Below are 26113 nucleotides of genomic sequence, written 5' to 3'. Positions count from 1 at the left end.
GACGGGTATCACGCCGCATCCGGTGTACGACGCATCCTTTGTGCGAAGCCCACCAAGCCGCTGTTCACGCCTTTGTCGAGCACAGACGGTGATCGGCGCGTGCGGGCCGGTATAGCGTCCAGATGTTGCCCCCTGTCCCTGTCCACACACCCGCGGAGTCCCCATGAGCACCGCCAGCGTCACCGCCCGGCCCGGCGCCGTCCTCGCCGACCTCCTTCCGTCCTCGCGCGTGCGCGACGCCGCCTTCGTGCTCGGCGGCGCGGCGCTCACCGGTCTCGCGGCCCAGATCGCGGTGCCGGTGCCCGGCTCCCCGGTGCCGGTGACGGGACAGACCTTCGCCGCACTGCTGGTCGGCACGACGCTCGGCGCCCGCCGCGGTGTCGCCGCCCTCGCGCTGTACGCCGCCGCGGGCCTCGCCGGGGTGCCGTGGTTCGCCCAGGGCGGCTCCGGCCTGTCGGTCTCCTTCGGCTACGTCCTCGGCATGCTGCTCGCCGCCGCGGCCGTCGGCGCCCTGGCCCGCCGCGGCGCGGACCGCTCGCCGCTGCGCATGGCCGGGACGATGCTCCTGGGCGAGGCCATCATCTACGCCGTCGGCGTCCCCTACCTCGCCTTCGCGGCCCACATGTCCGCCACGGCGGCCATCGCGGCGGGCCTCACCCCCTTCCTCATCGGCGACGCCCTGAAGGCCGCCCTGGCGATGGGCGCACTGCCCACGGCGTGGAAGCTGACGAACAAGAGCTGACCCCAAGCGCCGAAGAGCCCCGGGACCATGAACTGGTCCCGGGGCTCTTTCGTGTCCGCGTCAGGTGCGGGGGCCGGTGGCTAGGCCGCCGGGACCTTCTCCGGGTCCTCGGTGGCCGGGATCTCCGGCTGGGTCTTCTTCGCCGTGATCGACTGCTTGACGAAGGCGATGATCAGGACCACCGCCGCCACCATCAGGGACAGCAGGACCGTCTCGCGGCCGTCATGCTCCGTGTCGGTCAGCATGTAGCCGAGGACGAAGACGATCATCGCGGCCGTGGCCCAGGTGAGGTACGGGTACAGCCACATCTTCACGACGAGCTTCTCCGGCGCCTCCCGCTGGATGATCTTCCGCATCCGCAGCTGCGAGAAGCAGATGACCAGCCACACGAAGAGCGCGACCGCGCCGCTGGAGTTCACCAGGAACAGGAAGACCGAGTCCGGGAACTTGTAGTTGAAGAACACCGCGACGAAGCCGAACAGCACCGAGGCCAGGATGGCCGCCATCGGCACACCGCGGGCGTTGGTCTTGGCGAACATCTTCGGGGCGTCACCCCGCTCACCGAGCGAGAAGGCCATGCGGGACGCGGTGTACAGACCCGAGTTCAGGCAGGACAGCACCGAGGTCAGCACGATGAAGTTCATGATCTGACCGGCGTGCGCGATACCGAGGGAGTTCAGTGCGGCGACGTAGGAACCGTCGGTCTTGATCGACGGGTCGTTCCACGGCAGCAGCGAGACCACGACGAGGATTGAGCCCAGGTAGAAGACCGCGATGCGCCAGATGATGCTGTTGGTCGACTTGGTGACCGCGCGCTGCGGGTTCTCCGACTCACCGGCCGCCAGCGTGGCGATCTCGGAGCCCATGAAGGAGAAGACGACCAGCAGCACACCGGTGAGGATCGCGCCCGGACCGTGCGGCAGGAAGCCGCCGTGGGCGGTGAGGTTGGACAGGCCCGCCTTGTCGGTGTGGGCACCCGGCAGCACACCGAAGATCGCGAGGGCGCCGACGACGATGAACGCGCCGATCGCCACGACCTTGATCCCGGCGAACCAGAACTCGAACTCACCGTAGGAGCCGACGGAGACCAGGTTGGTGGCCGTGAGCACCAGCATCACGATCAGCGCCCAGCCCCATTGCGGGACGGCCGGTATCCAGCCCTCCAGGATCTTCGCGCCGGCCGTCGCCTCGACGGCGAGCACCACGACCCAGAAGAACCAGTACAGCCAGCCGATGGAGAAACCGGCCCAGCGACCCAGCGCACGGTCGGCGTGCGCGGAGAAGGAGCCGGAGGTCGGGTTCGCCGCCGACATCTCGCCCAGCATCCGCATCACGAGGACGACGAGCGTGCCGACGAGGGCGTAGGACAGCAGGATGCCGGGTCCCGCCGTGGCGATACCCGTACTGGAGCCGACGAAAAGGCCGGCGCCGATCACACCACCGATGGCGATCATCGAAAGGTGACGGTTCTTGAGACCTGCTTGCAGCCCGGAACCATGGGACATGGGCGGAATTCCTTTGCGCCAGGTGGAGCGGTTCCCGTACGTACGGCGAAGCAGTCGTACGTCGTCGTACGGGGTCTCGCACGAGCGGTGTACGAGGCGGTCCAGTGAATCTGAGGGGAACGAATTCGGGAACCTCTGAATCCGGATTGTTACTTGAGGTTCCCTTGAGGTTCTATGGTCTGCCTCACATATCTCCTGTCGAACCCGGAGCTGCTGCCCGGAATCGGGCGTGACACACTCGGTGCATGCGCGTGTATCTCGGCTCCGACCATGCGGGCTACGAACTCAAGAACCACCTCGTCGAGTGGCTGAAGGCGGCGGGGCACGAGCCCGTCGACTGCGGGCCGCACATCTACGACGCCCAGGACGACTACCCGCCCTTCTGCCTCCGGGCGGCTGAGCGCACGGTGGCCGACCCCGGCTCCCTCGGCATCGTCATCGGCGGTTCCGGCAACGGCGAGCAGATCGCCGCCAACAAGGTGAAGGGGGTGCGCGCCGTCCTCGCCTGGAGCGAGGCCACCGCCGCGCTCGGCCGCGAGCACAACGACGCCAACGTCATCGCCGTCGGCGCCCGGCAGCACACCGAGGACGAGGCGACCAAGTTCGTCGAGATCTTCCTGAACACCCCGTTCACCGGCGAGGAGCGCCACTCCCGCCGCATCGACATGCTCACGGACTACGAGAACACCGGCGACCTCCCGCCCATCCCGGCGCACCACCCCCAGCAGTAACCCCGCGCCGCCCCCGCCGCCCGACCGTGGCGGGGGCCCGCACCCGAGGAAGGACCCTCCGGCCTTGCCAGAAGGGCACACGATCCACCGGCTGGCGCAGGACTACGCCGAGCGCTTTCGCGGCACCGCCCCGCTGGTCACCAGCCCCCAGGGCAAGTTCACCGACGCCGCCGAGCTGCTGGACGGCGCCGAGCTGACCACCACCGACGCCCACGGCAAGCACCTCTTCCTCGGCTTCCGCGACAGCGACTGGGTCCACATCCACCTCGGCCTCTTCGGCAAGGTCGCCTTCGGCCCGGCCCCCGCGCCCCCGCCGACCGACACCGTCCGGCTCCGCCTCGCCAACGACACCGCCTACGTCGACCTGCGCGGCCCCACCACCTGCGCCCTGATCACCGACGCCGAGAAGCGCGCCGTCCACGACCGCCTCGGCCCGGACCCGCTGCGCCCCGACGCCGACCCGGCCGTCGCCTACCGGCGGATCAGCCGCAGCCGCACCTCCGTCGCCGCACTGCTGATGGACCAGAAGACCATCGCCGGAGTCGGCAACGTCTACCGCGCCGAGGTCCTCTTCCGGCACGGCATCGACCCCTACCGCACCGGCCGCGACCTCACCCGGGCCGAGTGGGACGCGATCTGGGCCGACCTCGTGGCGCTGATGCGCGACGGCGTGCGCCACAACCGCATCGACACCGTCCGCCCCGAACACACCCCCGAGGCGATGGGCCGCCCGCCCCGCGTCGACGACCACGGCGGCGAGGTCTACGTCTACCGCCGGGCCACCCTGCCCTGCCACATCTGCGGCACCGAGATCCGTACCGCCGACCTCGCCGCCCGCAACCTCTTCTGGTGCCCCGCCTGCCAACTCGGCTGACCCGTGCGCCCCGTGCGCATCCGTGAACCGGTCGTGCGCCCCGTTCCGTCGTGCCAGGCCCGCAGCCCGCCGCCGAACAGGGCGGGGAATTTCCGCCGGGTGGCAGCGCGACGGCCGTTCGTGCCGTTCACTGTGTAGTCGGACGGCGTGGTCGTGACGCGGGGCCGAAACGCGAAGCGGAGCCTCGCACGGGGGACAAGTGGGACCTCCCGTGCCATGCGGCCGGTTGGATGGATAGGGTCCCGAACTGATGGCAGCAGGACGAGAACGGCGCGCGAAGGCCGAGACGTTCACGGCCCGGTGGAAGATGCAGTGGCACCGGGTCCGCGTCGCGCTGCGCAGAAGCGCGGTGGACTACTTCCGCGGCGACGGCCCCGACTGGATCGCCTTGGTCGGCCTGCTCCTCACCATTCCCGCGCTCATGGCCCTCACACTGGCCAACTCCGTCTGGTGCTCCCCGGCCACCCTCGTCATCCCGATCGTCGCGGGCGGACTGGTGCTGCGCCCGGCCAGCCTGCTCGGCCTGTACGCCACGGCCGCCGCCGCCCTCATCGTGGAATCGGTGCAGCTCGGGCCGTACACCGAGGGACCCTCCAGGGTCACCCCCGGCATCGTGCTGGTCGTCGCCGCCTGCGGCCTCTTCGGGCTGCTGACCGCGCAGTTCCGCAGCCGGGTCGGCGTGCCTTGGCGGCGCGGCGGCACCATGCTCTTCGACCTCCGCGAACGCATCCGGGCCCAGAGCGAGCTGCCCAAGCTGCCCCGGGGCTGGCACCAGGAGATGGCACTGCGCCCGGCGGGCGGCCAGTCCTTCTCCGGTGACTTCGTCGTCGCCGCCCGCACCAACAATGGCCGCACCCTGGAGGTCGTCCTCACCGACGTCTCCGGCAAGGGCATGGACGCCGGTTCCCGCGCCCTGCTGCTGTCCGGCGCCTTCGGCGGCCTGATCGGCTCGCTGCCCCCGCACTCCTTCCTGCCCGCCGCCAACGGCTATCTGCTCCGCCAGGACTGGGACGAGGGCTTCGCCACCTCCATCCACCTGGTGCTCGACCTCGACTCCGGCGACTACGAGCTGTACTCCGCGGGCCACCCGCCGGGCCTCCAGCTCAGCGCGGGCACCGGCCGCTGGGAGGAGACGGCCGCCGAGGGCCCGCTGCTCGGGGTGTACGACGGCGCCCAGTTCGACTCCAAGAAGGGCACCCTGCGGCCCGGCGACGTCCTGATGCTCTTCACCGACGGCCTGGTGGAAGCCTCCGACCGGGACATCGCCGAGGGCATCGACCGCCTCACCGGCGAGGCGGACCGCTATGTCGCGGGCGGCTTCCACGGCGCCGCCTGGCACCTCATCGAGGCCGTCGCCAAGGACGTCAACGACGACCGCGCGCTGCTGCTGATCTGCCGCGAGGCATCCGCGCCCGTCCGCTGAACCCCCGGTGCCAGACTGGGCCGATGACACCGCTCACCGTTGCCCAGGTCGAAGACCTCGCCCGCCGGGCCCACGCCGGACAGACCGACAAGGCGGGCCGTCCCTACGCCGAACACCTCGCCGCCGTCGCCGAGGGCGTACGGGAACGCGGCGGTGACGAGGAGCAGATCGCGGCGGCCTGGCTGCACGACGCCGTCGAGGACGACGCGCTCACCGAGGAGTGGCTGGCCGGTGCCGCGCTCACCGCACGCACCAAGGCCATCGTGCTCGCCCTCACCAAGCGGGCCGGTGAGCCGCCCGAGGAGTACGCGCGCCGCATCCTCGCCACACCGGGCGCCCCCCTGGTCAAGCACGCCGACCTCGCGCACAACGCCGACCCGGCCCGCCTCGCGGTGCTGGACGAGCCGACCCGCACGCGACTGGCCGGGAAGTACGCACGGATGCGCGCGCTTCTCGGCCAGCCGGAACAGGGGTGAGGGGAGGCGACAGGGGTGAGGGGAGGCGCTACACGCTCGCCTTCTCCCGTACGGGCTGCCTCGGCCCCTCGTGCTGACGCTCCCGCGCCTGCTGGGCGGGGTCCCGCTTGAAGGCCCATTCCATCTTCGGCTCCATCACGAAGCGGAACACCCGGCGTACCGGGGCCGTGCACAGCACCGTGACGACCGCGACCGCGAAGGACGTCACCAGGACCGCGCCGAGCGGGGTGTGCAGCCAGTGCGCGTCGTACCAGCCCTCCCAGCGGGTGTACTTGAGGACGAAGCCGTGCAGCAGATAGCCGCAGATCGTGCCCGTGCCCAGCGAGGTGAACCACATCCGGCGCCCCGGCACCCAGGCCAGGAAGCAGGCTGTCAGGACCACCGAGCAGGCGAACAGGGCCAGCGCCATCAGCGGCCCGTACCACCACGGCGCGCCCATCTCCTGGGCCGCGTCCCGGCGGTAGAACCAGCCGAAGTCGAGGTGCGGCACCACCAGCCAGGCGAAGGCCAGCGCGCCCGCGACGACGGGCACCGAGGCGATCCGCATGGCGCGGGTGCGTACGCGCCGGAAGTGCTCCGGTTTCAGGCACAGCCCCAGCACGAAGCAGGGCAGGAACTGCAACAGCCGCTGGAAGTCCAGGTCGTTGCTGATCGAGGGGGAGACGGTCGCCAGCATGGCGATGCCGAGGGCCAGCGGCAGCGGCCAGCGCACCACCTTCCACAGCGGGGTGGTCAGCCGCCACACGAACAGCGCCGCCAGGAACCAGCACAGGAAGTACGGGTCGAGCAGGGTGATCCCGGTCTCGGAGTCCTCGCCGAAGTGGTCGCGGAAGAGGGAGTAGACCGTCTCGAAGACGACGTACGGCACGGCGACCCCGGTGATCAGCCGCTTCAGCCGGTCCGGCCGCATGTCGAAACTGCGCGAGAAGTAGCCGGAGATGATGATGAACGCCGGCATGTGGAAGGTGTAGACGAAGATGTAGAGCGCCCGGAGTATCCGGCTGTCCGAGTACAGCGCCTCCCACGAGTGCCCCATCGCCACGAGCACGATCGCCAGGTACTTCGCGTTGTCGAAGAACGAGTCGCGCTTCCTGGCGGATCTCTCCGGCACCGGCTGGGCAGCCGGGAGCGTGGGCGCGCGGGTCTGGCCGGGGGACGGGGAGGCGTCGAACATCTCAGGCACCCTAGCCTCGCGTGTGTGAGTCCGTAAAACCATCCAGGTCATTCACGTTTATCGGCTTCGAATACCCCGGAAATCGCACAACTTGCCGATGTCACCAGGGTGATGGCGAGCACAATAGAGCGGGCTCTTTGTTGCTGGATGTCCCGATTAATCCAGCCTAATTGGGTCATGATCGACCGGTCGCCGCGCAATTCGAATTACCCGCCCCGCCGATGTGTGGGTATGGAAATGATGTTGGGCAATTACCGTCGCCGACACCCCTGATGGGGCCCTGGAGCGGCGGCCGGGCCGGGCCGCGCGCCGGGACGGTTGGCCGACGATGTGTCACGAGCCGCATACAGAGGGCGGGTTGGTGGCACGATGGTTCTGGCGGAGGTGTGCTGCACGGTGCCTCCAGGCCGGGAGAGCGAACCGACCGAGGGTGTGATCAGTTGTGGCCATTTCACTGTCCGTGGTGCTGCTGTTGGCGATCATCCTGGTGGTGTTGATGCGAGGAGGGAACATCAAGGCGGGCCCGGCCATCGTGGCCATCCTCTTCGGTTTCTTCCTCGCCTCCACCGGGATGGCGCCCTCCATCAGCCGCTTCCTCAACTCGATAGCGGAGATGGTCAACTCGATCAGCTTCTGAGGGGGCCCGACGTGCCCCCGGAAACGGCTCAGGGGCCCGGCACCGTCGAAGCGGCTGCCGGGCCCCTGAATCATGAAGAGCGGGCGACGGGAATCGAACCCGCGTAGCTAGTTTGGAAGACTAGGGCTCTACCATTGAGCTACGCCCGCGAGGAGCGCACCGCAAGTCGGTGACCGCGGTACGGGAGCATCGTAGCGGGTACCTCGGCGCGGAGGCCAACCTGACGTGCTCCGGAAGCCCCCGCGCTACGCGACGACGCGCCCGTCCGGGGCATGTACCCTACGACTCGCACCAGACGGGGTGTGGCGCAGCTTGGTAGCGCGTCCGCTTTGGGAGCGGAAGGCCGTGGGTTCAAATCCCGCCACCCCGACCACTTGGCCCACGGTGTCGTGATGATCGCCTTTTGGGGCGCTGACCGGCTGCGGTTACTATGCAAGCTGCGCGCCCGTGTGTCCGGCCTCATGGCCTGCTACTCCTCCGGGCGGCTATCCGCCGGTGCCCTCTGGCTCCGGCAGAACCCAAGAAGTCAGCCACAAGGAGACCGAACCGTGAAGAGCGCCGTGGAGACCCTGAACCCGACTCGGGTTCGGCTCACTGTCGAGGTGCCCTTCGAGGAGCTCAAGGACAGCCTCGACGCGGCGTACCAGAAGATCAACCAGCAGGTCACGGTGAAGGGCTTCCGCAAGGGCAAGATCCCGGCCCGCGTCATCGACCAGCGGTTCGGTCGGGGCGCCGTGCTCGAGGAGGCCGTCAACGACGCGCTCCCGAAGTTCTACACCGAGGCGGTCAACGAGGCCGAGCTGACCCCGCTGGGCCAGCCCGAGGTCGACATCACCGAGCTGAAGGACGGCGAGACGCTGAACTTCACCGCCGAGGTCGACATCCGCCCGACCCTGGAGATCCCGGACTACTCCGGCATCGAGGTCGAGGTCGACGCCATCGAGGTCAGCGACGAGGACGTCGAGAAGTCGGTCGAGCAGCTCCGTGAGCGCTTCGCCTCCACCTCCCCGGTCGAGCGTGCCGCCGAGGACGGCGACGTCATCACGATCGACCTCGAGGCCAAGGTCGACGGCGAGGTCCTGGAGGACGGCGTCGCCAGCGGCGTCTCCTACACCATCGGCTCCGGCGAGCTGCTCGACGGCATCGACGACGCCGTCAAGGGCCTGTCCGCCGGTGAGGAGGGCACCTTCACCTCCGAGCTGAAGGGTGGCTCCGCCGCGGGCCGCGAGGCCGAGGTCACCGTCAAGGTCACCCAGGTCGCCGCCCGCGAACTGCCCGCGCTGGACGACGACTTCGCGCAGCTCGCGTCCGAGTTCGACACCCTGGACGAGCTGAAGGCCGACAGCACCAAGCGCCTGGCCAACATGAAGCAGTACGACCAGGCCACCCAGGCCCAGGAGCGCGTGCTCGACAAGCTCCTCGAGCTGGTCGAGGTCCCCGTCCCCGAGAAGCTCCTCGAGGACGAGGTCAACACCCGCAAGCACAACCTGGAGCACCACCAGCTCGGCCAGATGGGCCTGACCCTCGACAAGTACCTGGAGATCCAGGGCAAGACCGCCGAGGAGTTCGACACCGAGACCCGTGAGGCCGCGGTCAAGGGCATCAAGACCCAGTTCGTCCTGGACGAGCTGGTGAAGAAGGAGAACCTCGGCGTCAACCAGGAGGAGCTCACCGAGCACCTCATGCGCCGCGCCGCCTCCTCCGGCATGTCCCCCGACCAGTTCGCCCAGGCCGTCGTCGAGGGTGGCCAGGTGCCCCTCCTCGTCGGCGAGGTCGCCCGCGGCAAGGCCCTGGCCGTCGTCGTCGAGTCCGCCACGGTCAAGGACACCAACGGCGAGATCGTCGACCTGGACGACGAGGACGAGGAGACCACCGAGGTCACCGAGGTCACCGAGGAGAAGACCGAGGGCTGAGCCCAAGGCACCTCAACCTGACAGCAGGCCCTTGGGAGCGCGTCTCCCGGGGGCCTGCTGTCTTGGTTCAGCTGCAGTTGCTTTTAGGGGCGCGGGGCTGTGTCGATCTGCGGCTCCGCCGCGGGGCGCGACAAGCCACAACGCACCCGCACCCGGCATCACAGCTCACCCCCATGGCGCTCTACGCCCCCGGCGAACACCTGCTTCCACGGGATTCACCCGGGGGAGCAGAGCGTTAGGGTCCATGAATACGAGGGGCAGGGGAGCCCACCGGCCCCCCACGAAGCCCCAGCAGGACCCCGCAGGACAACGTGAGACGGCCCGGCGCCGTCGTAAGACGAGCAGGTGGATACGTGACGAATCTGATGCCTACCGCCGCCGGCGAGCCCTCCATCGGTGGTGGCCTCGGTGACCAGGTCTACAACCGGCTGCTGGGCGAGCGGATCATCTTCCTCGGCCAGCAGGTCGACGACGACATCGCCAACAAGATCACCGCACAGCTGCTCCTCCTCGCCGCCGACCCCGAGAAGGACATCTACCTCTACATCAACAGCCCCGGCGGCTCGGTGACGGCCGGCATGGCGATCTACGACACCATGCAGTACATCCCGAACGACGTGGTCACGATCGCGATGGGCATGGCGGCCTCGATGGGCCAGTTCCTGCTCACCGGCGGCGCCGCGGGCAAGCGCTTCGCGCTGCCGCACGCGGACATCATGATGCACCAGGGCTCCGCGGGCCTCGGCGGTACGGTCTCGGACATCAAGATCCAGGCCGAGTACCTGCTGCGCACCAAGAAGCGGATGTCCGAGCTGACCGCCCAGCACTCCGGCCAGACGGTGGAAGCGATCATCCGCGACGGCGACCGCGACCGCTGGTTCACCCCGGAAGAGGCCAAGGAGTACGGTCTCATCGACGAGATCATCACGCACGCCTCGGGTGTTCCGGGAGGCGGCGGCACCGGCGCCTGACCGGCCCGGCCACGCTCCGCACGCACGCCACCGACAGCTCCCAGAACGCCACCAGGACGGTGAACACCCCATGAACGACTTCCCCGGCGCCGCCAGCGGCATGTACGAGGGCCCCCGCCCCGACAGCCGTTACATCATCCCGCGCTTCGTCGAGCGCACTTCCCAGGGCGTCCGCGAGTACGACCCGTACGCGAAGCTCTTCGAGGAGCGCGTGATCTTCCTGGGCGTCCAGATCGACGACGCCTCCGCCAACGACGTCATGGCGCAGCTGCTGTGCCTGGAGTCGATGGACCCCGACCGGGACATCTCGATCTACATCAACAGCCCCGGCGGTGACATGACGGCCCTGACGGCCATCTACGACACCATGCAGTTCGTGAAGCCCGACATCCAGACGGTGTGCATGGGCCAGGCGGCCTCGGCCGCGGCCATCCTGCTCGCCGCCGGTACCCCCGGCAAGCGCATGGCGCTGCCGAACTCGCGGGTGCTGATCCACCAGCCCGCGGGCTCCACCGGGCGCGGTCAGCTCTCCGACCTGGAGATCATCGCCAAGGAGTTCACCCGGATGCGTGAGCAGCTGGAGGACATGCTGGCCACGCACACCAAGCGGCCGATCGAGAAGATCCGCGAGGACATCGAGCGCGACAAGATCCTCACGGCCGAGGAGGCGCTGGAGTACGGCATCGTCGACCAGATCATCTCCACCCGCAAGATGAACAACGAATCGGTCCGCTGACCGCGGTTGCGCACGTCCGGGCCTTCTTGGCAGGGTGCACGTCAAAGTGAACCCTGCCAAGGGGGGCCCGAACACGGTGCCCGGCAAGGTACCGTCGACATAAGGCAGCACCAGGAGCCGCTGGATCTTCAGTGTCCAGTCGTCTCCCAGGCGAAGGGGAAGCACACCGTGGCACGCATCGGTGACGGCGGCGATCTGCTCAAGTGCTCGTTCTGCGGCAAGAGCCAGAAGCAGGTCAAGAAGCTCATCGCAGGTCCCGGTGTGTACATCTGCGACGAATGCATCGATCTCTGCAACGAGATCATCGAGGAAGAGCTGGCCGAGACCAGCGAGGTGCGCTGGGAGGAACTCCCCAAGCCCCGCGAGATCTACGAGTTCCTCGAGAGCTACGTGGTCGGTCAGGAACCGGCCAAGAAGGCCCTCTCCGTCGCGGTGTACAACCACTACAAGCGGGTCCAGGCCGGTGAGAACGGCGGCGGCCAAGGCCGCGAGGACGCCATCGAGTTGGCGAAGTCCAACATCCTTCTGCTCGGCCCCACGGGCTCCGGCAAGACCCTGCTGGCCCAGACCCTGGCCCGCATGCTCAACGTCCCGTTCGCCATCGCGGACGCGACCGCGCTGACCGAGGCGGGGTATGTCGGCGAGGACGTCGAGAACATCCTGCTGAAGCTCATCCAGGCCGCCGACTACGACGTCAAGAAGGCCGAGACGGGCATCATCTACATCGACGAGATCGACAAGGTCGCCCGCAAGAGCGAGAACCCGTCGATCACCCGCGATGTCAGCGGCGAGGGCGTCCAGCAGGCGCTGCTGAAGATCCTGGAGGGCACCACCGCCTCGGTGCCGCCGCAGGGCGGACGCAAGCACCCGCACCAGGAGTTCATCCAGATCGACACGACGAACGTGCTGTTCATCGTGGGCGGCGCCTTCGCCGGTCTGGAGAAGATCATCGAGGCGCGGGCGGGCGCGAAGGGCATCGGCTTCGGCGCCACCATCCGCTCCAAGCGCGAGCTGGCGGCCAAGGACATCTTCGAGGACATCATGCCCGAGGACCTGGTGAAGTTCGGGATGATCCCCGAGTTCATCGGCCGTCTCCCGGTCATCACCTCGGTGCACAACCTCGACCGCGAGGCCCTGCTGAAGATCCTCGTCGAGCCGCGCAACGCCCTGGTCAAGCAGTACCAGCGGCTCTTCGAACTCGACGGCGTGGAGCTGGACTTTGAGCGCGAGGCGCTGGAGGCCATCGCGGACCAGGCCATCCTCCGCCAGACGGGCGCGCGCGGCCTGCGCGCCATCATGGAGGAGGTCCTGATGTCGGTGATGTACGAGGTGCCGTCCCGCAAGGACGTGGCCCGCGTCGTCATCACGGCCGACGTCGTCCACTCCAACGTCAACCCGACGCTGATCCCGAGGGACTCCCGCGGGCGCGGCCAGGGCGAGCAGAAGACCGCGTAACCCCCGCAGCACGAGGAAGGGCCCCGGCCGACCGGCCGGGGCCCTTCTCATCTGTGCGCGGTCACGCCTTGACGCGTACCGCCGAGCGGAACTTGGCGGTCAGCTCCGCGTCCTGCGCCGGGTCGCTGGTGCGGCCCGCCGCCAGGGTGGCGATGTCCATCGGCATCACGAAACCGACGGTGCTGTGGTCGCCCCACACGCACAGCGAGAACGTCATCTCCTTCGGCACGCCCTCGCCGCTGCCCGACGTATCGCCCTTCGCCTGCTGGCACTTGAGGACCGCGCCGTCGAGCGCCTCCGGCTCGTACGGCTTCGGCTCGCCGATCAGCTCGTACTTGTGCTCGGCGTCCTTGGCGCTCTGGTCCTTCATGTAGGCGAACATCTCGTCGACCGTCTTCTCCGGGTCGGCGATCGTGCCGTAGACCCCGCCGAACTCGATGACCTTCTTGCTCAGCGGGTTGTCGACGTTCCCGGCCGCGTACTCGGCGCTGACGTCCTTCGGGTTCTCCACGCCCCAGTTCTCGGCGTCCTTCAGGTCGTCCTGGGTCATCGCGCCGTTGGCGCTCTTGCCCTTCTTGTACTCCGAGAGCACCGTCGAGGGCGCGACCAGCTTGTGCGGGCCGTCGTCGGCGACATCGCCGCCGCTGCCGCCGCTGGTCAGGAAGTAGACGCCCACCGCCACGGCGACGACCACGGCCACCGCGCCGATGATCAGCCCGTTGCGCTTGGAGTTGTTGCGGCCCTGCACCGGGGGCTGCGGGGCGCCGTAGGGGGCCTGCTGCGGCTGCCCGTACGGGGGCTGCTGCCCGTAGGGGTTCTGCTGGGGCTGGGCGTAGGGGCCCGGCTGCTGGGGGACGCCCTGCTGCTGCGGGTACCCGTAGGGGGTGCCCGGAGGGCCGGGCGGGGGCGGCGGGGACTGCGGGTAGCCGTAGCCCGGCTGGGGCGCCTGCGGGGGCTGACCGTATGGTCCGGGTGCCCCGTAGGGGCCGGGCTGGGCCGGGGGCTGCTGCCCGTAGGGGCCGGGCTGACCAGCCTGACCGTAAGGACCCGGCTGCGGGGGCTGCCCGCCGTACGGGCCCGGCTGGTTGCTGCTCATGGCTGGGTTCCCCTCCAGATGTTCAGGTGTTGCCGCCATCCTTGCCCAGCGGCGGGGGAGGGGTGGCACCGGGGGCCGCACCGTTACAGAACAAACGCGTTTCGGGAGCACCCCGTGGCACCTCTAAACTGACCCCCGTGACCGAGAACGCTCAGCAGCAGCCATCAGCGCCCGAGACCGAACTGCCGACCCAGTACGCGCCGGCCGACGTAGAGGGGCCGCTGTACGAGCGCTGGGTGGAGCGGGGCTATTTCGAGGCCGACGTGAAGAGCGACAAGCCGCCCTTCACCGTCGTCATCCCCCCGCCCAACGTCACCGGCAGCCTCCACCTGGGCCACGCCTTCGAGCACACCATCATCGACGCCCTGACCCGCCGCAAGCGCATGCAGGGCTTCGAGACCCTGTGGCAGCCGGGCATGGACCACGCCGGTATCGCCACCCAGAACGTCGTCGAGCGCGAGCTGGGCAAGGAGGGCAAGTCCCGCCACGACCTGGGCCGGGAGGCGTTCGTCGACCGCGTCTGGCAGTGGAAGGGCGAGTCCGGCGGCCAGATCTCCGGCCAGATGCGCCGCCTCGGCGACGGCGTCGCCTGGTCCCGCGAGCGCTTCACCATGGACGAGGGCCTCTCCCAGGCCGTCCAGACCATCTTCAAGCGCCTCTACGACGACGAGCTGATCTACCGCGCCGAGCGCATCATCAACTGGTGCCCGCGCTGCCTCACCGCGATCTCCGACATCGAGGTCGAGTACCAGGACGACGACGGCGAGCTCGTCTCCATGAAGTACGGCGACGGGGACGAGACCATCGTCGTCGCCACCACCCGCGCCGAGACGATGCTCGGTGACACCGCCGTCGCCGTCCACCCCGAGGACGAGCGGTACCGGCACCTCATCGGCAAGCTGATCAGGCTCCCGCTGACCGACCGCTCCATCCCGGTCGTCGCGGACGAGCACGTCGACCCCGAGTTCGGCACCGGCGCCGTCAAGGTGACCCCGGCGCACGACCCGAACGACTTCGAGATCGGCCAGCGGCACGACCTGCCGTCCATCACCGTCATGGACGAGCACGCCGTCATCACCACCCCCGGCCCCTTCCAGGGCCTGGACCGCCTGGAGGCCCGCTCCGCCATCGTCGCCGCGCTGCGCGCCGAGGGCCGGATCGTCGCCGAGAAGCGGCCCTACGTCCACTCGGTCGGCCACTGCTCGCGCTGCAAGACCACCATCGAGCCGCGGCTGTCCATGCAGTGGTGGGTCAAGGTCGGCCCGCTCGCCAAGGCCGCCGGTGACGCGGTCCGCGACGGCAAGGTCAAGATCCACCCGCAGGAGATGGAGAAGCGGTACTTCGACTGGGTCGACAACCTCCACGACTGGTGCATCTCGCGCCAGCTGTGGTGGGGCCACCGCATCCCGGTCTGGTACGGCCCCGACGGCGAGGTCGTCTGCGTCGGCCCCGACGAGCAGCCGCCCACCGGCGAGGGCTGGCACCAGGACACCGACGTCCTCGACACCTGGTTCTCCTCCGGCCTGTGGCCATTCTCCACCCTGGGCTGGCCCGAGCAGACCGAGTCGCTGGCGAAGTTCTACCCGAACTCCGTCCTGGTCACCGGCTACGACATCCTCTTCTTCTGGGTCGCCCGGATGATGATGTTCGGCCTCTACGCGATGGACGGCACCCCGCCGTTCCACACCATCGCCCTGCACGGCATGGTCCGCGACCAGTTCGGCAAGAAGATGTCGAAGTCCTTCGGCAACGCGGTCAATCCGCTGGACTGGATGGACAAGTACGGCTCCGACGCGCTGCGCTTCACGCTGGCCCGTGGTGCCAACCCCGGCGTCGACGTGCCGATCGGCGAGGACTGGGTCCAGGGCTCGCGGAACTTCGCCAACAAGATCTGGAACGCGACCCGGTTCGCCATGATGAACGGCGCGACGATCGAGGGCCCGCTGCCGGACGCGTCGCGCATGTCGGCGTCCGACCGCTGGATTCTGTCCCGCCTCAACTCGGTCGTGGCCGAGGTCGACGCGCACTACGAGGACTACCAGTTCGCCAAGCTGTCCGACGCGCTGTTCCACTTCGCGTGGGACGAGGTCTTCGACTGGTACGTCGAGCTGTCCAAGACCACGTTCCAGGCGGGCGGGGAGGCGGCCGAGGTCTCCAAGCGGGTGCTGGGCGAGGTCCTCGACGTCACGCTGAAGCTGCTGCACCCGGTGGTCCCGTTCGTCACGGAGACGCTGTGGACGACGCTGACGGGGGGCGAGTCGCTGGTCATCGCGGACTGGCCGACGGACTCAGGGTTCCGTGACGCGTCCGCCGAGCGGGAGATCGAGTCGCTCCAGTCGGTCATCACCGAGGTCCGCCGCTTCCGCGCCGACCAGGGCCTCCAGCCCGGCCAGCGCGTCCCGGCCCGCCTCACCCTGACGGGTACGGCCCTCGCCCCGCACGAGGCGGCGATCCGTCAGCTCCTCCGTCTCCAGCCGGAGGGCGACGCCTTCACGGCGACGGCCACGCTGCCGGTGGCGGGGGCGGAAGTGGCGTTGGACCTCTCCGGCACGATCGACATCGCGGCGGAGCGCAAGCGCCTCGCGAAGGACCTCGCGGCCGCTGAGAAGGAAAAGTCGGCCGCCACGGCCAAGCTCGGCAACGAGGCGTTCCTCGCGAAGGCGCCCGACGCGGTCGTCGACAAGATCCGCACCCGCCTGACCAAGTCCGAGGAAGACATCCGCCGCCTCCAGTCCCAACTGGACCGCCTCCCGCAGGCGTGAACCAACGAAGGCCCCCGGCGTCCACTGGATGCCGGGGGCCTTCGCGTACCTGCGGCGCCGCGGGGGTGCCGCTGCGCCCACCCGTGCCGCCCTGCGGCACGACTGCCCGCAGCTGGGTGGGTGGGGTGGGGCGCGGCGAGGTGGGGGCCGATCCAGCGGGCCTTGGCTGCGGATACCTAGGGGCGCGGGGAACTGCGCGACCAGCCACGACGGCGCCGCAGCCGAACACGACAGGCACACACGTGAGCGATCCAGCAGGGCTCGGCCGCAGATACCCAGGGGCGCGGGGAACTGCGCGACAGGCCACGACGGGCCCGCGGCCGAACACGACAGGCGCACGCGCGAGCGATCCAGCGGGGCTCGGCCGCAGATGCCCAGGGGCGCGGGGAACTGCGCGACCAGCCACGACGGTGCCGCAGCCGAACCACGAAGGCGCCGCAGAAGGACCACCACGCGCAAGACACCGCCCCCTCCGTAGACTGGGCGATGTGAGCGACTCGCCCGGTAATAACGACACGCCCGACCCCCTCGCCGAGTTCGACGACATCATCGCCGAGGAGACCGACCGCGACCCCGACCTCGCCGTGATCGAGGCGGGCAGCCGCACCCTGCGTACCCAGGGCGGCCCGCCGGAGGCCGACGTACCGGCCCGGCCCGAGGACCCCGAGGTGGACCGCGCCCTGCGCGAGGTGGAGACCGAGCTGGCCACCCGCTGGGGCGAGACCAAGCTGGAGCCCTCCGTCACTCGGATCGCCGCCCTGATGGACGTACTGGGCGACCCCCAGCGCACGTACCCCTCCATCCACATCACCGGCACCAACGGCAAGACCTCCACCGCCCGCATGATCGAGGCCCTGCTCGGCGCCTTCGAGCTGCGCACCGGCCGCTACACCAGCCCGCACGTGCAGTCGGTGACCGAGCGCATCAGCCTGGACGGCGCCCCGATCAGCGCCGAGCGGTTCATCGAGACGTACGAGGACATCAAGCCGTACATCGGGATGGTCGACACCGCCCAGGAGCACCGGCTGTCCTTCTTCGAGGTGCTGACCGGCATGGCGTACGCCGCCTTCGCGGACGCGCCCGTGGACGTCGCCGTCGTCGAGGTCGGCATGGGCGGCAGCTGGGACGCGACCAACGTGATCGACGGTGACGTCGCCGTGGTCATGCCCATCTCGCTGGACCACACCGACCGCCTGGGCGAGACGCCGGAGCAGATCGCCACCGAGAAGGCCGGCATCATCAAGCCGGACTCGACCGTGATCATGGCGCAGCAGCCGGTCGACGCGGCGCAGGTGCTGCTGAAGAAGGCCGTCGAGGAGAACGCCACCGTGGCCCGCGAGGGCATGGAGTTCGGTGTGGTGGACCGCCAGGTCGCCGTCGGCGGCCAGCTGCTCACCCTGCGCGGGTTGGGCGGCGAGTACCCCGAGGTCTACCTCCCGCTGCACGGCGCCCACCAGGCGCACAACGCGGCCGTCGCCCTCGCCGCCGTCGAGGCGTTCTTCGGGGTCGGCGCCGAGCGCGCCGAGCCGCTGGACATCGACACCGTGCGCAAGGCGTTCGCGGCCGTCTCCTCGCCGGGCCGCCTGGAGATCGTCCGGCGTTCGCCGACCGTCGTGCTGGACGCGGCGCACAACCCGGCCGGTGCCGAGGCGACCGCCGAGGCGGTGCGGGAGTCGTTCGACTTCAGCAGGCTGATCGGTGTGGTCGGCGCGAGCGCGGACAAGAACGTGCGCGGGGTGCTGGAGGCGTTCGAGCCGATCTTCGCGGAGGTCGTCGTCACGCAGAACTCCAGCCATCGCGCGATGGACGCGGACGAACTGGCCGGTATCGCCGTCGAGGTGTTCGGCGAGGACCGCGTCCAGGTCGAGCCCCGGCTGCCGGAGGCGCTGGAGGCCGCGATCACCCTGGCCGAGGAGGAGGGCGAGTTCGCCGGTGGCGGCGTCCTGGTCACCGGCTCGGTCATCACGGTGGGCGAGGCCCGCCTGCTGCTTCGGAAGAGCTGAGGTAAACCGCTCGTGCGTACGCTCTGTTCCTCGACGCTGATCGGCGAGTTCTTCGTCATCGGGTTCGCCGGTCTGGTCGCCATGAAGGACCCCTCGCTGGCCATGTCCACGGTGTGGTGGGTCTGCGGGGTCGCCATGGTGCTGTCCGTGCTGCTGTGCGGCATGGTGTCCCGGCCGGGCGGTGTCGTCCTCGGCTGGGCGCTGCAGATCGCGCTGATCGCGTCCGGGTTCTTCGTGCCGATGATGTACTTCATGGGCGCGGTGTTCGCGGCCCTGTGGTGGGCGTCGGTGCACTACGGCCGCAAGGTCGACGAGGCCAAGGCCCGCTTCGCGGCGGCCGCTGCCGCCGAGCCCTCCCCCAAGGCTGACGCTGCGTGACGAGGGTGCGGACACGCCCTGTAACCTCGTGCCACCGCACGTCAGTCGTAAGGAGCCTTCCGTGACCCAGCGCACCCTCGTCCTGCTCAAGCCCGACGCCGTCCGTCGTGGCCTGATCGGCGAGATCATCGGCCGTATCGAGCGCAAGGCCGACTGGCGGATCGCGGCGCTGGAGCTGCGCGAGCTGGACCGGGGCACGCTGGAGCAGCACTACGGCGAGCACGAGGGCAAGCCGTTCTACGAGCCGCTGGTGCAGTTCATGTCCTCCGGCCCCGTCGTCGCCATGATCGTCGAGGGGGAGCGGGTCATCGAGGGTGTGCGGCAGCTCGCCGGGCCGACGGATCCGATCGCGGCGGCTCCCGGCTCCATCCGCGGCGACTTCGGGGTCATCGTGCGCGAGAACCTGATCCACGCCTCGGACTCGGAGGAGTCCGCCGAGCGCGAGGTGAAGATTTTCTTTCCGGGTCGTGACTGACCGGTGCGGTACGGGCCCGTCCGGGCCACGCCGTAAGGAGTTTTAGGGAATTTTTTCTGAGGGGCCGTCAGGCTTCCCGGATATCCCGCCGCCGGGCGGCCGTACCATTTCGGCCGTCCCTCGGCATATGCGTTGCCGATCGGGGGAACGCATGCCCCCGATGGACCGTCTCCACAAGCGAGGCGCCGCGCCATCTGCTGACAATGGGCGAAGACCCTCGCGCGGTGTTCGTGCAGGCGCGTCTACGATGGAAGCCTTCACGTCACCGCACCCACCTCGCCGACCTGAAAAGCCCTCAAAAGCTCCCAGGGAAGGCCCGTCGAATCCTGATGGGGAACTCAATGTCGTTCATCGGCCGTGACATGGCTGTCGACCTCGGGACCGCCAACACGCTGGTGTACGTCAGGGGTCGCGGGATCGTACTCAACGAGCCGTCCGTCGTGGCGATCAACACCAACACCGGTGGCATCCTCGCGGTCGGCGCCGAAGCGAAGAAGATGATCGGCCGCACGCCGGGCAACATCGTGGCCGTGCGGCCGCTGAAGGACGGCGTGATCGCCGACTTCGAGATCACCGAGCGGATGCTCCGCTACTTCATCCTGAAGATCCACAAGCGGCGGTATCTGGCCCGGCCTCGGGTCGTCGTCTGTGTCCCCTCGGGCATCACAGGCGTCGAGCGGCGCGCCGTCATCGAAGCCTCCTCTCAGGCGGGCGCCCGCCAGGTGCACATCATCGAGGAGCCCATGGCCGCGGCCATCGGCTCCGGCCTGCCGGTCCACGAGGCCACGGGCAACATGGTGGTGGACATCGGCGGCGGCACCACGGAGGTCGCGGTCATCTCCCTCGGCGGCATCGTCACCGCCCAGTCCATCCGCGTCGCGGGTGACGAACTGGACAACGCGATCATCCAGTACATCAAGAAGGAGTACAGCCTTCTGCTGGGTGAGCGGACGGCCGAACAGATCAAGATCACGATCGGTTCGGCGTACGACCTCGACTCCGACGAGCACACCGAAGTCCGCGGCCGGGACCTGGTGTCCGGGCTGCCCAAGACCGTCGTCATCTCCGCGGCGGAGGTACGCAAGGCGATCGAGGAACCGGTCAACGCGATCGTCGACGCCGTCAAGACGACCCTGGACAAGTGCCCGCCGGAGCTGTCCGGCGACATCATGGACCGGGGCATCGTGCTGACCGGCGGCGGCGCCCTGCTGCGCGGTCTCGACGAGCGGCTGCGCCGGGAGACCGGTATGCCGATCCACATCGCCGAGGACCCGCTCGACAGCGTCGCGCTCGGTTCCGGCAAGTGCGTCGAGGAGTTCGAGGCGCTGCAGCAGGTGCTCGACGCCCAGCCGCGCCGATGACATGACACTTCGATTCCGCCGTACGAGACGTTCTGCTCTCGTACGGCGGATCGTTGATATAGAGGCATAAGCTCCCCCAACGGACCCCCTTCGATTCGCGCATCGGCAACGGCGCTTTATCGGGGTCCCCGAATTCCTATAGAGGAAGGGCACGGCCGCCGCACGTGAGGGACACGAAAGAGAGCCGCCTGCTCCTGGTCCTGCTGATCGCCATCGCGTTCGCACTGATCACGGTGGACATCCGCGGAGGCCGGAACTCCCCGGTCGACGGAGCCCGGCAGGCCGCGGCCGCGGCCTTCGGCCCGATCGAGAACGGGCTGTCCACGGCGGTCGATCCGGTCGGCAACGCCGTCTCGGCCGTCCGGGACTCCGGAGACCGCCATGACCGGCTCGCCGTCATGGAGAAGGAGAACGCGGCACTCAAGGCCAAGCTGGGCAGCGACGACCGCAACCGCAGCCGTCTGAACCAGCTCGACCGGATGCTGAAGGTCGCCGGTCAGGGCCAGTACGGCATCAAGGGCGCCCAGGTCATCGCCATAGGAGCCGCTCAGGGCTTCTCCTGGACCATCACCATCGACGCGGGCGCCGACGACGGCATCAAGCGGGACATGACCGTGCTCAACGGCGACGGCCTGGTCGGCCGCGTCACCACGGTCGGCCCCGAGACCGCCACCGTGCTGCTCGCCAACGACCCCGACTTCACCGTAGGCACCCGGATGGAGGGCAACGACGAACTCGGCTTCGCCTCCGGGCAGGGCGACCGCCCGCTGCGCGTGGAACTCCTCAACGGCAAGGCGGAGGTGAACAAGGGCGACCGGCTCGTCACCTTCGGCTCCCAGGCCGACAAGCCCTTCGTGCCCGGCGTCCCGGTCGGCGTGGTCTCCCGTGTCGACCCCTCCGGCGGCGGCCTGACCCGCACCCTCTACGTCACCCCGTACGTCGGCTTCAGCAAGCTCGACATCGTCGGCGTGGTCGTCGCGGGACCGAAGAAGGACCCGCGCGACGAGGTCCTCCCGGCCAAGCCCAAGCCGGTCCCGACGCCCACGGTGACCGTCACGGTCACCCCCTCGGCGGACGGCTCCGCGCCGGACGACTCCGACACCAACGGCCAGCAGCAGTAGGAGCTGAACCCCCATGCGCCTCAACCGTGTCCTGCTCTCCACGGTGCTGGTCGTCGTCGCCCTGGTGATCCAGGTGAGTGTCCTCGCCCGCCTCCACCTGCCCGGTGCCGTGCCCGACCTGCTCCTCCTCACCGTCCTCGGCCTCGCCCTGGTGTACGGCCATGTCGGCGGCGCCCTCGTCGGCTTCGGCGCCGGACTCCTCGCGGACCTCGCGCCGCCCGCCGACCACGCGGCCGGCCGCTACGCCCTCGTGCTGTGCGTCATCGGCTACTTCGCCGGGCTCGTCAAGCCCGAGACCGGCCGTCTGAAGTCGGCGACCGGCCCGATGGCCGTCGTGGTCGCCGCCGCCATCGGCTCCACCCTGCTCTACGCGGGCGTCGGCGCCCTCGTCGGCGACACCGCCGCCCGCCATGTCGGCCTGCCCGGCCTGCTGTTCTCGGCCGCGCTGTACGACCTGCTGCTGGCCCCCTTCGTGGTGCCCGGCGTGATGTGGCTGGCCCGCCGCGCGGACAACGACCCGCTGGCCGAGTCCGGCCCCGCCGCCAAGGCCGGGAACATCTCCTCGGGTTGGCTCTCCTCCGGCACCGGCCTGCGCCTGGGCTCCCAGCGGGGCCTGGGCGCCCTGAAGGCCAAGGCCCGCACCCGCTCGGCCCGGGTCGGCCGCATCAAGGGGGTCAAGCGGCTGTGACAGCGCCCCAGTTCACCGGTCGTCCGTACATCAGTTCCCGCGCTGAGAGGGGGAGTCAGCAGCAGTGACGAACATTCCCGAGACCGGGCGGACCCCACGGGTCCAGATCCGGCTGGTCGTCATCCAGATCCTCGTCCTTTCGCTGCTCGGCACCCTGGGCGGCCGCCTGTGGTACCTCCAGATCCGCGAGGGCGCCGAGTACCAGAAGGAGGCGTCCGGCAACCACGTCCAGCAGGTCGTCGACCCCGCCGTGCGCGGTGACATCCTGGACGCGCGCGGTGTGCCCCTCGCGGACAACGAGACCCGCCTCGTCGTCTCCGCCTCGCGTACCGACCTGCTCAAGCAGAAGGACGACGGCAAGGGCGTGCTGGCCAAGCTCGCCGCCGTCCTCGGCCTGAAGGCCGACGAGGTCCAGCAGAAGGTCCGGCTGTGCGACGCCGAGACCCCCCAGCCCTGCTGGAACGGCTCGCCCTACCAGCCGATCCCCATCACCGACGAGGCCACCCCCAAGCAGGCCCTCCAGATCCGTGAGCGCGCCGAGGACTTCCCCGGCATCACCGCCGAGCCCGAGGCCGTCCGCCGGTACGGCGCCCCCGGCAAGGCCCACACCTCCCAGGTCCTCGGCTATCTCTCGCCGGTCACCGACGACGAGATCCAGAAGGCCAAGGACACCGACTCGCCGTACCTGCGCTCCGACATGGTCGGCCGCTCCGGGCTGGAGCGGCAGTACGACAAGGAGCTGCGCGGCAAGGCGGGCGTCACCCGCTACGAGGTGGACAACCTCGGCCGGGTCATCGGCAAGGCCCAGGCCGACCCGGCGGAGTCCGGCTCCAACCTGGTCACCAGCATCGACTCCCGCGTCCAGCGGGTCACCGAGTTCGAGCTGGACAAGGCGATGAAGGTCGCCCGCCAGCAGTTCGACAAGATCACCGGCACCAACTACAAGGCCGACTCCGGTGCCGCCGTGGTGATGGAGGCCAAGACCGGCCGCATCGTCGCCATGGCCTCCGCGCCGGACTACGACCCGAACGTCTGGGTCGGCGGCATCTCCGCCAAGGACTACCAGACCCTCACCGGCAAGAACTCCGACTACCCGCTGCTGAACCGGGCCATCCAGGGCCAGGCCGCACCCGGCTCGACCTTCAAGGTCATCTCCACCGCCGCCGCGGTGGAGGCGGGGTACGACTTCGACGGCCGCTACCCCTGCACGAGTTCCTACTCGGTGGGCGGCCAGGTCTTCAAGAACTTCGAGGGCGAGAGCTTCGGCCCCATCCCGCTGGGCCGGGCGCTCGAGGTCTCCTGCGACACCGTCTTCTACTACCTCTCCGACCAGCAGTGGAAGAAGGACGGCGGCATCAACCCGAAGAAGGGTCAGCCGAAGGACTACTTCTACAAGGCCGCCCACCAGTTCGGCCTCGGCAAGGAGACCGGCGTCGACCTGCCCAACGAGGTCACCGGCCGCGTCCCCGACCGCCAGTGGAAGCTGGACTACTGGAAGGCCAACAAGGACGCCTGGTGCAAGTACGGCAAGAAGGACGGCTCCTACGTCGAGAAGATCGCGTACGAGAACTGCCTCGAAGGCAACAAGATGCGTGAGGGCGACTCGATCAACTACTCCATCGGCCAGGGCGACACCCTCGTCACGCCGATCCAGGAGGCCGTGATCTACGGCGCCGTCGCCAACGGCGGCACCATGTACCACCCCACCATCGGCAAGGCCGTCATCAGCGCGGACGGCAAGACCGTGACCCCGATCCCGCCGAGGAAGAGCGGCCGTCTCCCGGTCTCCCAGACCACGCTGAAGGGCATGAACGACGCCTTCGCGGGCGTGGTCACCCGGGGTACCGCCGCCTGGAAGTTCGGCGGCTGGCCGCAGAACAAGATCCCCCTGCACGCCAAGACGGGCACCGCCGAGGTCTACGGCAAGCAGACCACCTCCTGGCTGGCCACCTACTCCAAGGACTACACGGTGATCATGACGATCGCCCAGGCCGGTACGGGTTCCGGAGCCTCCGGTGAGGCCGTCCGCAACATCTACAGCGCGCTCTACGGCGTCAAGGGCGACGGTTCCATCGACAAGAACGCGGCCCTGCTGCCCGAGCCGCAGAAGACCCTGCCGAAGGTCCGCCCCGACGGCACCGTGGCCGCCCCGAAGATCAAGAGCGACCCGGCCAAGGACGTCGAGAACGCCCAGAAGAACAACACCAGCAACGGCGAGGACCAGCCCGCCGCCGCCACCTCGCCCTCGCCCAACACCAACAGCAACACCCGCAGGCGGCCCCGCCGGAGGGGGAGCCGGAGGACACGCACATGACCGGCAACACCTTCTCCGTCTCCGGGTACGGCCCGGAGCGCGCGGGCTGGACCAAGGTCTTCGCCCGTGACTCGCTGGCCCGCAGACTCGACTGGCCGATGCTGCTGGCGGCCCTCGCGCTGTCGCTGATCGGCTCCCTGCTGGTGTTCTCGGCGACCCGCAACCGCACCGAGATCAACCAGGGCGACCCGTACTACTTCCTGTTCCGGCACTTCATGAACACCGGCATCGGGCTCGCCCTGATGATCGGCACCCTGTGGCTCGGCCACCGCGGCCTGCGCAACGCGGTGCCGATCCTCTACGGGCTGTCGCTGGCGGGCATCCTCGCGGTGCTCACCCCGCTCGGCTCCACCGTCAACGGCGCCCACTCCTGGATCGTCTTCGGCGGCGGCTTCTCGCTCCAGCCCTCCGAGTTCGTGAAGATCACGATCATCCTGGGCATGGCGATGCTGCTGTCCGCGCGGGTCGACGCGGGCGACAAGGCGTACCCCGACCACCGCACGGTGCTCCAGGCGCTCGGGCTGGCGGCGGTGCCGATCCTCATCGTGCTGCTCATGCCCGACCTCGGGTCGGTCATGGTGATGGTGATCATCATCCTGGGCGTGCTGCTCGCCTCCGGCGCCTCCAACCGCTGGGTGTTCGGCCTCATCTCGGCGGGCGCCGCCGGTGCCATCGCGGTGTGGCAGCTGCACATCCTGGACGACTACCAGATCAACCGGTTCGCCGCCTTCGCCAACCCGGAGCTGGACCCGGCGGGCGTCGGCTACAACACCAACCAGGCCCGGATCGCCATCGGTTCGGGCGGGCTGACCGGCTCCGGGCTGTTCCACGGCTCGCAGACCACGGGCCAGTTCGTGCCCGAGCAGCAGACCGACTTCGTCTTCACGGTCGCGGGGGAGGAGCTGGGCTTCCTCGGGGCCGGCCTGATAATCCTCCTGCTCGGCGTCATCCTGTGGCGCGCCTGCCGTATCGCCCGCGACTCCACCGAGCTGTACGGCACGATCGTGGCCGCCGGGATCGTCGCCTGGTTCGCCTTCCAGGCGTTCGAGAACATCGGCATGACCCTCGGCATCATGCCGGTGACCGGTCTGCCCCTGCCGTTCGTCTCCTACGGCGGCTCGTCGATGTTCGCGGTGTGGATCGCCGTGGGGCTGTTGCAGTCGATCAGAGCGCAGCGCCCGATGTCCGCCTGAGCCGGACGCGGTGCCGAGCGAGGGCCGGGAGTCGATCTCCCGGCCCTCACCCGTATCCGGGGGCTGGTTGAGACCGGCGGCGCGT

The 26113-nt window shown here is 69.3% G+C and carries 22 protein-coding genes and 2 tRNA genes; 20 read left to right on the top strand and 4 right to left on the bottom strand.

What is annotated here, in order from left to right; genetic code table 11:
• The first annotated feature begins 163 nt into the window (after positions 1-163).
• Positions 164-742: a biotin transporter BioY gene (locus ACI2LY_RS17605; protein WP_404707906.1), complete on the top strand. Its 579-nt coding sequence runs from the start codon at positions 164-166 to the stop codon at positions 740-742.
• Positions 743-822: 80 nt separating this feature from the next.
• Here ACI2LY_RS17605 and ACI2LY_RS17600 read toward each other — a convergent pair whose 3' ends face one another.
• Complete coding sequence (locus tag ACI2LY_RS17600; RefSeq protein WP_404707905.1) at positions 823-2247, bottom strand: amino acid permease; 1425 nt, start codon at positions 2245-2247, stop codon at positions 823-825.
• Positions 2248-2492: 245 nt separating this feature from the next.
• Here ACI2LY_RS17600 and ACI2LY_RS17595 point away from each other — a divergent pair, with 245 nt between their 5' ends.
• The 4 genes from ACI2LY_RS17595 (at position 2493) to ACI2LY_RS17580 (ending at position 5751) form a co-directional block, all read left to right on the top strand.
• Positions 2493-2978 carry a ribose-5-phosphate isomerase gene (locus ACI2LY_RS17595; RefSeq protein WP_404707904.1) on the top strand — a complete coding sequence of 162 codons (486 nt, stop codon included), beginning with the start codon at positions 2493-2495 and terminating at the stop codon, positions 2976-2978.
• 64 nt (positions 2979-3042) lie between these two features.
• Positions 3043-3852: an Fpg/Nei family DNA glycosylase gene (locus ACI2LY_RS17590; protein WP_404707903.1), complete on the top strand. Its 810-nt coding sequence runs from the start codon at positions 3043-3045 to the stop codon at positions 3850-3852.
• A gap of 250 nt (positions 3853-4102) precedes the next feature.
• On the top strand, positions 4103-5275 hold the full coding sequence (locus ACI2LY_RS17585) for a PP2C family protein-serine/threonine phosphatase (protein ID WP_388993664.1): 1173 nt from the start codon (positions 4103-4105) through the stop codon (positions 5273-5275).
• Positions 5276-5298: 23 nt separating this feature from the next.
• Positions 5299-5751 carry an HD domain-containing protein gene (locus ACI2LY_RS17580; protein WP_404707902.1) on the top strand — a complete coding sequence of 151 codons (453 nt, stop codon included), beginning with the start codon at positions 5299-5301 and terminating at the stop codon, positions 5749-5751.
• Between the two features lie 28 nt (positions 5752-5779).
• On the opposite strand, the gene ACI2LY_RS17575 is transcribed toward ACI2LY_RS17580, so the two are convergent.
• On the bottom strand, positions 5780-6925 hold the full coding sequence (locus tag ACI2LY_RS17575) for an acyltransferase family protein (protein WP_404707901.1): 1146 nt from the start codon (positions 6923-6925) through the stop codon (positions 5780-5782).
• A gap of 442 nt (positions 6926-7367) precedes the next feature.
• On the opposite strand from ACI2LY_RS17575, the gene ACI2LY_RS17570 reads away from it, so the two are divergent.
• Positions 7368-7562: a hypothetical protein gene (locus ACI2LY_RS17570; protein ID WP_030814126.1), complete on the top strand. Its 195-nt coding sequence runs from the start codon at positions 7368-7370 to the stop codon at positions 7560-7562.
• 78 nt (positions 7563-7640) lie between these two features.
• Here the strand turns inward: ACI2LY_RS17570 and ACI2LY_RS17565 are convergent.
• Positions 7641-7711, bottom strand: a tRNA-Gly gene (locus tag ACI2LY_RS17565).
• Between the two features lie 147 nt (positions 7712-7858).
• On the opposite strand from ACI2LY_RS17565, the gene ACI2LY_RS17560 reads away from it, so the two are divergent.
• From ACI2LY_RS17560 to clpX, 5 genes are all read left to right on the top strand, one after another.
• Positions 7859-7935, top strand: a tRNA-Pro gene (locus tag ACI2LY_RS17560).
• Between the two features lie 175 nt (positions 7936-8110).
• A complete protein-coding gene (gene tig, locus ACI2LY_RS17555) occupies positions 8111-9475 on the top strand; it encodes a trigger factor (protein WP_404707900.1) in 1365 nt (454 codons plus the stop codon).
• A gap of 365 nt (positions 9476-9840) precedes the next feature.
• Positions 9841-10446 carry an ATP-dependent Clp protease proteolytic subunit gene (locus tag ACI2LY_RS17550; RefSeq protein WP_031182283.1) on the top strand — a complete coding sequence of 202 codons (606 nt, stop codon included), beginning with the start codon at positions 9841-9843 and terminating at the stop codon, positions 10444-10446.
• A gap of 70 nt (positions 10447-10516) precedes the next feature.
• Entirely contained in the window at positions 10517-11182 is a 666-nt protein-coding gene (locus tag ACI2LY_RS17545) for an ATP-dependent Clp protease proteolytic subunit (RefSeq protein ID WP_404707899.1), read from the top strand.
• A 168-nt stretch (positions 11183-11350) separates the two neighbouring features.
• Positions 11351-12637 carry an ATP-dependent Clp protease ATP-binding subunit ClpX gene (clpX, locus tag ACI2LY_RS17540; protein ID WP_384366724.1) on the top strand — a complete coding sequence of 429 codons (1287 nt, stop codon included), beginning with the start codon at positions 11351-11353 and terminating at the stop codon, positions 12635-12637.
• Between the two features lie 61 nt (positions 12638-12698).
• On the opposite strand, the gene ACI2LY_RS17535 is transcribed toward clpX, so the two are convergent.
• The gene (locus tag ACI2LY_RS17535; RefSeq protein WP_404707898.1) at positions 12699-13733 is read right to left on the bottom strand and encodes a hypothetical protein; all 1035 of its coding nucleotides are present in this window, start codon (positions 13731-13733) and stop codon (positions 12699-12701) included.
• Between the two features lie 137 nt (positions 13734-13870).
• On the opposite strand from ACI2LY_RS17535, the gene ACI2LY_RS17530 reads away from it, so the two are divergent.
• The 9 genes from ACI2LY_RS17530 to rodA all read left to right on the top strand — a co-directional run bounded on the left by ACI2LY_RS17530 (position 13871) and on the right by rodA (position 26028).
• Entirely contained in the window at positions 13871-16495 is a 2625-nt protein-coding gene (locus ACI2LY_RS17530) for a valine--tRNA ligase (RefSeq protein ID WP_404707897.1), read from the top strand.
• Positions 16496-16983: 488 nt separating this feature from the next.
• Positions 16984-18498 (top strand): bifunctional folylpolyglutamate synthase/dihydrofolate synthase, encoded by a 1515-nt coding sequence (locus ACI2LY_RS17525; RefSeq protein ID WP_404707896.1) that lies wholly within the window; start codon positions 16984-16986, stop codon positions 18496-18498.
• 12 nt (positions 18499-18510) lie between these two features.
• Entirely contained in the window at positions 18511-18876 is a 366-nt protein-coding gene (locus tag ACI2LY_RS17520) for a DUF4233 domain-containing protein (protein WP_404707895.1), read from the top strand.
• Positions 18877-18937: 61 nt separating this feature from the next.
• Positions 18938-19351, top strand: a complete 414-nt coding sequence (gene ndk, locus ACI2LY_RS17515; RefSeq protein WP_030814145.1) for a nucleoside-diphosphate kinase — start codon at positions 18938-18940, stop codon at positions 19349-19351.
• A 341-nt stretch (positions 19352-19692) separates the two neighbouring features.
• Positions 19693-20712: a rod shape-determining protein gene (locus ACI2LY_RS17510; RefSeq protein WP_020940056.1), complete on the top strand. Its 1020-nt coding sequence runs from the start codon at positions 19693-19695 to the stop codon at positions 20710-20712.
• A 164-nt stretch (positions 20713-20876) separates the two neighbouring features.
• Positions 20877-21833, top strand: coding sequence for a rod shape-determining protein MreC (gene mreC / locus ACI2LY_RS17505; protein ID WP_404707894.1), 957 nt, complete (start codon positions 20877-20879; stop codon positions 21831-21833).
• A gap of 13 nt (positions 21834-21846) precedes the next feature.
• A complete protein-coding gene (mreD, locus tag ACI2LY_RS17500) occupies positions 21847-22521 on the top strand; it encodes a rod shape-determining protein MreD (RefSeq protein ID WP_393913554.1) in 675 nt (224 codons plus the stop codon).
• Positions 22522-22585: 64 nt separating this feature from the next.
• The gene (gene mrdA, locus ACI2LY_RS17495; RefSeq protein WP_404707893.1) at positions 22586-24835 is read left to right on the top strand and encodes a penicillin-binding protein 2; all 2250 of its coding nucleotides are present in this window, start codon (positions 22586-22588) and stop codon (positions 24833-24835) included.
• Positions 24832-26028 (top strand): rod shape-determining protein RodA, encoded by a 1197-nt coding sequence (gene rodA / locus ACI2LY_RS17490; RefSeq protein ID WP_404707892.1) that lies wholly within the window; start codon positions 24832-24834, stop codon positions 26026-26028. Before mrdA ends, rodA begins: the two co-directional genes overlap by 4 nt.
• The last annotated feature ends 85 nt before the right edge of the window (positions 26029-26113 follow it).

Origin of the sequence: Streptomyces sp. NPDC002176, assembly GCF_044903645.1 — a bacterium.
Taxonomy (GTDB): domain Bacteria; phylum Actinomycetota; class Actinomycetes; order Streptomycetales; family Streptomycetaceae; genus Streptomyces.
The sequence above is the reverse complement of the archived record's forward strand: the minus strand, read 5'-3'. Positions and strand labels throughout refer to the sequence as shown.

What these genes read in the sequence shown, in the direction of transcription:
- ACI2LY_RS17605 (WP_404707906.1), top strand. Translation starts at nt 164, where the DNA reads ATGAGCACCGCCAGCGTCACCGCCCGGCCCGGCGCCGTCCTCGCCGAC.
- ACI2LY_RS17600 (WP_404707905.1), bottom strand. Translation starts at nt 2,247, where the DNA reads ATGTCCCATGGTTCCGGGCTGCAAGCAGGTCTCAAGAACCGTCACCTT.
- ACI2LY_RS17595 (WP_404707904.1), top strand. Translation starts at nt 2,493, where the DNA reads ATGCGCGTGTATCTCGGCTCCGACCATGCGGGCTACGAACTCAAGAAC.
- ACI2LY_RS17585 (WP_388993664.1), top strand. Translation starts at nt 4,103, where the DNA reads ATGGCAGCAGGACGAGAACGGCGCGCGAAGGCCGAGACGTTCACGGCC.
- ACI2LY_RS17580 (WP_404707902.1), top strand. Translation starts at nt 5,299, where the DNA reads ATGACACCGCTCACCGTTGCCCAGGTCGAAGACCTCGCCCGCCGGGCC.
- ACI2LY_RS17575 (WP_404707901.1), bottom strand. Translation starts at nt 6,925, where the DNA reads ATGTTCGACGCCTCCCCGTCCCCCGGCCAGACCCGCGCGCCCACGCTC.
- ACI2LY_RS17550 (WP_031182283.1), top strand. Translation starts at nt 9,841, where the DNA reads ATGCCTACCGCCGCCGGCGAGCCCTCCATCGGTGGTGGCCTCGGTGAC.
- ACI2LY_RS17545 (WP_404707899.1), top strand. Translation starts at nt 10,517, where the DNA reads ATGAACGACTTCCCCGGCGCCGCCAGCGGCATGTACGAGGGCCCCCGC.
- ACI2LY_RS17535 (WP_404707898.1), bottom strand. Translation starts at nt 13,733, where the DNA reads ATGAGCAGCAACCAGCCGGGCCCGTACGGCGGGCAGCCCCCGCAGCCG.
- ACI2LY_RS17510 (WP_020940056.1), top strand. Translation starts at nt 19,693, where the DNA reads ATGTCGTTCATCGGCCGTGACATGGCTGTCGACCTCGGGACCGCCAAC.
- mreD (WP_393913554.1), top strand. Translation starts at nt 21,847, where the DNA reads ATGCGCCTCAACCGTGTCCTGCTCTCCACGGTGCTGGTCGTCGTCGCC.
- rodA (WP_404707892.1), top strand. Translation starts at nt 24,832, where the DNA reads ATGACCGGCAACACCTTCTCCGTCTCCGGGTACGGCCCGGAGCGCGCG.